Raw genomic sequence first — 7,486 nt, forward strand, 5'->3', positions numbered from 1 at the left:
TATTTCAGGATGAGCTTTTGCCTGTATTACGTCACAGGGATATCAGTGAGTAAACGACAATGAATAAACTTTTTTATCGGATTATTTTTAACAAAGCCCGTGGAATGCTGATGGTGGTTGCGGAAATTACCCGTTCTCATCGCGCGGGCGTTTCTCCTGCATCCGGGTCTGACAGAAAAGCAGAAGTGACACTGACCGCACGGCTCGCAACGCTGGCCTTTGGCCTGCTTTTGGCGTTTGCCGGGTGTGCGCCAGCGCTGGCTGGCGTTGTGGCAGACAAAAGCGCGCCGGGCAAACAGCAGCCGCAAATCATCAACAGCGCCAGCGGTATTACTCAGATCAATATCCAGACACCGAGCGCTGCCGGAGTATCGCGCAATACCTACAGCCAGTTTGATGTCGATCGGCGTGGAGTGATTCTCAACAACAGCCACCGCAACGTGCAGACAAACCTTGCCGGGATGGTGGCGGCGAACCCGAACCTGGCGAAAGGGGAAGCGAAGATCATCCTCAATGAGGTTAACTCCCGTAACCCGAGCCAGCTTAATGGCTATATTGAAGTCGCGGGGCAAAAGGCCCAGGTGGTCATTGCTAATCCTTCAGGCATCCAATGTGATGGCTGTGGTTTTATTAATGCCAACCGGGCGACGCTAACGACCGGTACGCCGCAGCTCAGCGATGGCAATCTTACCGGCTATCGGGTGAACGACGGTAACATTACTCTTACCGGAAAGGGGCTCGACAGTTCCGCTCAGGACTATACCGATATTATTGCCCGCAGCGTGAAGGTTAATGCGGGCATTCGCGCTCGCGATCTGAAGATTACCACCGGGCGTAATCAGGTGGATGCAGCGCATCAGTTGATTACGGCGCTTGCGGATGACGGCAGTAAAAAGCCAGGCGTGGCGCTGGATGTTTCGGCGCTTGGCGGGATGTATGCCGGAAAAATCCGCCTGACGGGAACGGAAAAAGGCGTCGGCGTACATAACGCCGGTGAGATTGGCGCTACGGCGGGAAACGTGGTGCTGACCGCCGACGGACGGATTGAAAACAACGGACACATCAGCAGCACGGGCAACGCCCAGATTATCAGCCATGCCGATATCAGCAACAGCGGCGGCATTCACAGCCAGCAGCAGCTAACGCTGAGCAGCGACGGCGCTCTCAGCAACAGCGGTTCACTGGTAAGCGGCGGCTCACTGGTGGCAAAAGCCAGTTCTCTCAGCAGCACCCGTAACAGCCTGCTGGCGGCGGGCGTGGACAGCGCCGGTAAGCTGACGCAGCCGGGAGATCTCACCCTGACGGCGTCAGGACAGCTCAGCGCCCACGGGCAGAACCTGGCCGGCGGGCTTATTCAGGCAAAAGGACAGAGTATTGATATTAGCGCCAGCCAGACGGCGGCGACATCCATATCGCTTGACGCGCAAAATGGTGCGCTCTCTACCCGCGATGCTACCGTTGATGCAGAGCAGACGCTGGTAGCCAGAACGGCTACTACCCTGAACAACGACGGCGGCTCGCTGACGGCGAATAAACTCACGCTCTCTTCTCAACAGCTAAGCAACCGGTCAGGTACGCTCGCTCAGCTTGGGGAAGACGATCTCAGCCTGACGCCGACAGGCAAGCTGGACAACTACGGCGGCCATATCCGCAGTAACGGCAAGAATATGACGCTGAGCGCGCTCACGCTTGATAACCGCGCAGGGGAAATTACCCACGCCGGAAAAGGCGATTTGTTCCTTTCCGCCGCCCGGCAACTTGATAATGGTGAGGGCACGATACAGAGCGCAGGGCATATTACTTCACATTCTGCGGCCTTTAACAACGAAGAAGGTCAGCTTATCGCCGTGCAAGGGTTAGCGTTAAAAGCGGCCAGCCTGAATAATCACCAGGGGGCGCTGGCCAGCGGCGGCGATATGTCACTTACCGTTAAAAATATCATCAACACCGGCACGATGGATACCGGTGGTATCAGCAGCGGTGGCGAACTCACGCTGGTGACTTCATCGCTGGATAATGGTGCTGGCCTGTTGCTGGCGGGTAAGAGCCTGACGCTGCTTAATACGTTGCTGAACAACCAGAGCGGGCAGATCGTCAGTCAGCAGGCGCTTAACCTCTCAACCGTTGGGGATTTAAACAATCAGCAGGGGCTGATTCAGGCGAGCGGTATTGCGCTTGATACGCAGGGCCACGCGCTGGATAACCGGGATGGCACGCTTTATAGCCTGGCGGCGCTAAGGGTAGACAGCGCCGGAGTGGATAATCAGGGGGGAACAGTCGGGGCAAAGGGCAACGGCACGCTTGTTGCCCGCACGCTGGATAACCGTAATGGTGGGCGCATTGTGTCCGAGAGCGCCGCCAGCGTGACCGTTCAGACGCTGCAAAATCAGCAGGGGCAGATCCAGAGCGCAGGCGATCTGTGGCTGAACCTGAGCGGGCTGCTGAACAACCATGAAGGCCTGATCCGCAGTGGCGCTGTTGCGACGGTGACAGCTCAGAAGATCGATAACAGCAGCACACAGGGGGAAAATCAGGGCATTGAAGGGCAAACGCTGACCGTTACCAGCGACAGTTTGCATAACCAGAACGGCAGCCTGCTGGCAAACAATAGCCTGACCATCATCGCTAACGGGCTGGTTAACAACGTGCGGGGCGTGATATCCGCCAGCCAGGCGCTGCTGATGAAAGGCAGCGGGCTGCGGCTCACTAATACTGAAGGGATCGCCAGCGCCGGTTCACAGCTAACGTTAAATGCGGACAGCCTGACCGGCGACGGGCGGCTGTTGTCATCAGGAAATATGGCAATCGCCAGCCGCCAGGCGTTCAGCAATCAGGGCAGTCTGATTGCTAACCGGGATCTGACGCTGGATGTCAGGGGCGATGTGGTTAATCGCGGGCAGATTCTGGCGGGGAAGGCGCTCTCCCTGAGCGGTAACCATCTCTCTAATTTACAGAACGGTGAAATCAATGCCGGAACTAACCGGCTTACCCTCTCCGGTACGCTGTCCAACACCGGACTGATTGACGGTGGCCTGACGTGGCTCGAAGCTAACACGCTCAATAATACCGGCACCGGGCGCATCTACGGTGACAGCGTTGGTGTCAATGTCACCACCTTCAACAATATGGCCGCCGATGGTGTTGCGCCTGTGCTGGCCGGACGCGCTCAGGTCAATATTGGCGCGCGCACTATTAATAACTATACGCATGCGCTGATCTACAGTGACGGCACGCTGGCGACAGGCGGAAGGTTATCCGGTGACGGCAGCGTTGCCGGACAGGTTGGCGAAATAAACAACCACAGCGCCACCATTGAATCTGCTGGTGATATGCAGCTGAATGTCGACCGACTGAACAACGTCAACGATCGCTTTGCCACGGAGCTGGTAACGGTATCGGTTATTGATAAGCTGCTGTACCAGTGGAAAGGCGTCATCTACGACACGGCTGATTACAACATCTCCCTTGATAAAGATGAGACATGGATCATTTGCATCAAAGGCGTGACCTGCCATGACTCCGGCAGCGGGGATAAATTCAACGAGTATCGCTATACCGAAACCATCCAGGAGACGCAGGTCAAAGAGAGCGATCCGGCAAAGCTGCTGGCGGGCGGTAATCTGACCATTAACGGCAACAAAGTTTATAACGAAAACAGTGAAATCGTTGCAGGCGGTACGCTGGCTATTAACGCTGCCAGCGTGGAAAACCGTCAGGCGGAAGGTCAGCGGATCGTTACCGATAAGGGAACGCTGAAACATTATTACCGTAAGCGTCATAAGGGCGGTGATTCGCCGGGGATTGATACCTCTGACTACGCGCCGCCCGCCACGATACAGACCATCTTGCTCAATCCCGGACGGATGGATGATAACAGCCAGTTCAACGGCAGCAATAAAACGATCGACGCGCAGGGCAACCTCTCTGCCGATATCAGCGCTGGCGGCGCCGGAGGTGTGGATGCACAGATTAACGGCAGCGATAAATCGCCGGAGCTGCCACGGCCCGGCACGCAGTTTGACGTAGTGGCGGAAAACGGCGATGAAGGAACGATAATCCGCACCGTCACGCCTGATACCCGGCTGCCGGACAATAGCCTGTTTAACGTAAAAACGGATAATAACAGCAGCTATCTGATTGAAACGGATGCGCGCTTTACCAGCAACCGGCAGTGGCTTGCCAGCGATTATATGCAGGAGCAGCTCGGTATTGACCAAACGATGAAGCGGCTGGGGGATGGCTACTATGAGCAACGGCTGGTGCGAGAACAGATTATTGCCTTGACGGGCAGGCGCTATCTGGAAGGATTCAGTAACGACGAAGAAGAGTACAAGGCGCTGATGGATAACGGCGTGGCTTTTTCAAAACAGTATAACCTGCGGCCCGGCGTGGCGCTGAGCGCGGAGCAGATGGCGAAGCTGACGAAGCCGCTGGTGTGGCTGGTGAGCAGTACCGTGACGCTACCGGATGGTCGTCAGCAGACGGTGCTGGTACCGAAAGTCTATGCCCCGGTTAAAGCAGGCGATCTGAACGCCAGCGGGGCGTTGATCTCCGGCGGTAACCTGGTTATGAATCTGACCGGCGATCTTGCCAACAGCGGCGTGCTGGGTGGTCGCCAGGCCACGGTGATTACCGCCGAGAATATTTTAAATAACGCTGGCAGCATTCAGGGAACGCAGGTCAACCTGACGGCACGTAACGATCTCATCAGTATCGGCGGTAGCCTACAGGGGCTGGATTCGCTGGTGGCTAACGCCGGGCGGGACATTACTATCACCACCACTACCCGCCATGCAGAGAGTGAAAATGTATCCAGCCGGTTCAGCCGGACCACGCTGGATAAGGTAGCGAGCGTGTCGGTGGTTAACGAAGGTGGTACGCTGCTGCTTAACGCCGGGCGTGATGTGAACCTGACGGCGGCGCAGGTGGTAAACGAAGGAAACGACAGCCAGACGCTAATAGCTGCCCGGCGGGATGTGAATCTGAACACTGTTACTACCGCCAGCCGGGACGATGTGGCCTGGAACAGCGACAATACGCTGCATCAGGCGCAGCGCACAGAGACAGGCGTTGATATCGCCGGTAACGGCAGCGTGTCGCTGGCGGCGGGCCAGGATATTAACGCCCGCGCTGTCAGCCTCAACGCGAACGATGCGCTTGCCCTTTCGGCAGGCCGCGATATCCGCATCGTCAGCGGCGAAAACCACAGCGAGCTGGATGAACGACATAAAGAAACGGGCAACAGCAGCCTGTTTTCAAAAACCACCGTCACCACCCGCGACGCGTGGAGCCGCGACACCGCGCAGGCCAGCCAGCTCGGCGGCAACAGCGTGACGATAGATGCCGGACGCGATTTGTTGCTCAGGGGCAGTGACGTGGCGGGAACGCAGGACGTTGCCCTGCGCGGCGGACGGGCGGTGACGGTAACCGGGGCGGAAGAGAGTAATCAGGAGCTGCACCTGACGCAGCAGAAAAAATCCGGCCTGTCCGGCACCGGCGGCATCGGGTTCAGCTATGGCACTCAGGACGTGAAGGTTACCGACACGCTGGCGGCGACGACGCACCGGGGCAGCACGGTGGGCAGCGTGCAGGGCAGCCTCAGCATCCGGGCGGGCGGCGACCTGAGGGTACAGGGTTCAGAGCTGATCGCCGGGCAGGATATGCTGCTGACGGGGAAAAACGTGGTTATTGAAACCACGCGGGACAGCAGCACGCAGACGCATACGGTGGAGCAGAAAACCTCCGGGCTGACGCTGGCGCTGTCGGGTACGGCAGGCAGCGCGCTCAACACCGCGGTGAGCACCCTCCGGGAAGCGAAGCGTGAAGGTAATGACCGGGTGGCGGCGCTGCAGGGCGTCAGGGCCGCGCTGACGGGGGTGGGTGCGGCACAGGCGGTGGCGCTGGACGGTGCGCAGGGCGCCGGTTCGCAAAATAACAATACCGTCGGGGTGACGCTCTCCTACGGCAGCCAGAAGTCAGTGTCAGAGCAGCGGCAGAGCAGCAGCGCCTCGCGGGGCAGCAGCGTGATGGCGGGGCGCGATCTGACCATCCGTTCGACGGAGGGGGACATCAGCATTGAGGGAAGCCAGCTGCAGGCGGGCAACAACGCGCTGCTGGACGCCAGCCGGGACCTCATCCTGAAGTCAGGGGAAAACACCTCGGCGCTGACGGGCAGAAACGAGAGCCACGGCAGTACGGCGGGCGTGGGGATCGGCGTGGGCACGGGCAGCTGGGGGCTTCAGGTATCGGCGGGCGTCAGCCAGGGGCGGGGACATGAAAGCGGCAGCGGGACCACGCACAGCGAAAGCGGGCTCACGGCGGGTAATAACGTGACGCTGGCCAGCGGGCGGGACACGCAGCTGACGGGAGCGCAGGTCAGCGGCGGGGCGGTGAAGGTGAACGCGGGCCGCGACCTGCTGCTGCGCAGCGAACAGGACAGGGAAAGCTACGAGAGTAAACAGCAGAGCGTGAGCGCCGGCGGCAGCGTGGCGGTCCTGGGCGGCGGCGGCTCGGGTAGCATCAGCATGAGCCGGGAGAAGATGAATTCAGAATATGCGTCGGTGCGTGAGCAGACGGGGATAGCGGCCGGTAAGGGCGGCTTTGAGATTATCGCGGGCCGTCACACGCAGCTGGACGGGGCGGTGATAGCGTCAGCGGCGGAAGCGGACAAAAACAGCCTCAGCACGGGCACGCTGGGGTGGAGCGCCATCCGTAACCGGGCGGAGTATGAGGTGGAGCAGCAGAGTGCGGGGCTGAGCAGCGGCGGCGGAGGCCGCGGGGAACAGTTTGTGGGGAACATGGCGAACAGCCTGCTGAGCGGGGTGAAGGGCGGCGACAGCGCCGGTTCGGTGACGCAGTCGGCCATCAGCGCGGGCAGCCTCACCGTCCGCGACGCTGAGCAGCAGCGGCAGGATACCGCGGGGCTGAGCCGTGACACGGAGAACGCGAATCAGGTGCTGGAGCAAATCTTCGACCGGGAGAAAGAGCAGCAGCGGCTGAAGGAAGCGCAGCTCATCGGTGAAATCGGCAGCCAGGCGGCAGATATCGCGCGGACGCAGGAGAAAATCGCGGCGCCGGAGCAGGCGAACGGGGAAAACGGGCAGGGCACGGGCGGCAGGGTGCAGCAGGCGATACAGGCGGTAACGGCGGCGATGCAGGGGCTGGCGGGCGGCAACCTGGCGCAGGCGTTAAGCGGCGCGGCGGGGCCGTATCTGGCGGAGCAGATACACAGGCTGGCGCCGGACGAGGCGAGCCGTGCGATGGCGCACGCGGTGGTGGGAGCGGTCACGTCGTGGGCGGCGGGCAACGATGCGGCGGCAGGCGCAGCGGGCGCGGTGAGCGGCGAAGTGATGGGTCAGCTGGTGATGAAGCAGCTGTATCCGGGAAAGACAGTCGGTGAGCTGACGGAAGCGGAGAAGCAGACGATAAGCGCGCTGGGTACGCTGGCGGCGGGGCTGGCTGGCGGGCTGGCGGGCGGAAATACGGC

General features: G+C 60.1%; 1 protein-coding gene. It reads left to right on the forward strand.

Annotated elements, in window-relative coordinates:
• Positions 1 to 59: 59 nt before the first annotated feature.
• Positions 60 to 7,486, forward strand: a 7,427-nt coding sequence (locus FKM52_RS19570) for a hemagglutinin repeat-containing protein (RefSeq protein ID WP_141177827.1), incomplete at its 3' end; no start/stop codon positions are given.

It is taken from the genome of Mixta tenebrionis (genome assembly GCF_006517625.1).
Classification (GTDB): Bacteria; Pseudomonadota; Gammaproteobacteria; order Enterobacterales; family Enterobacteriaceae; genus Mixta; species Mixta tenebrionis.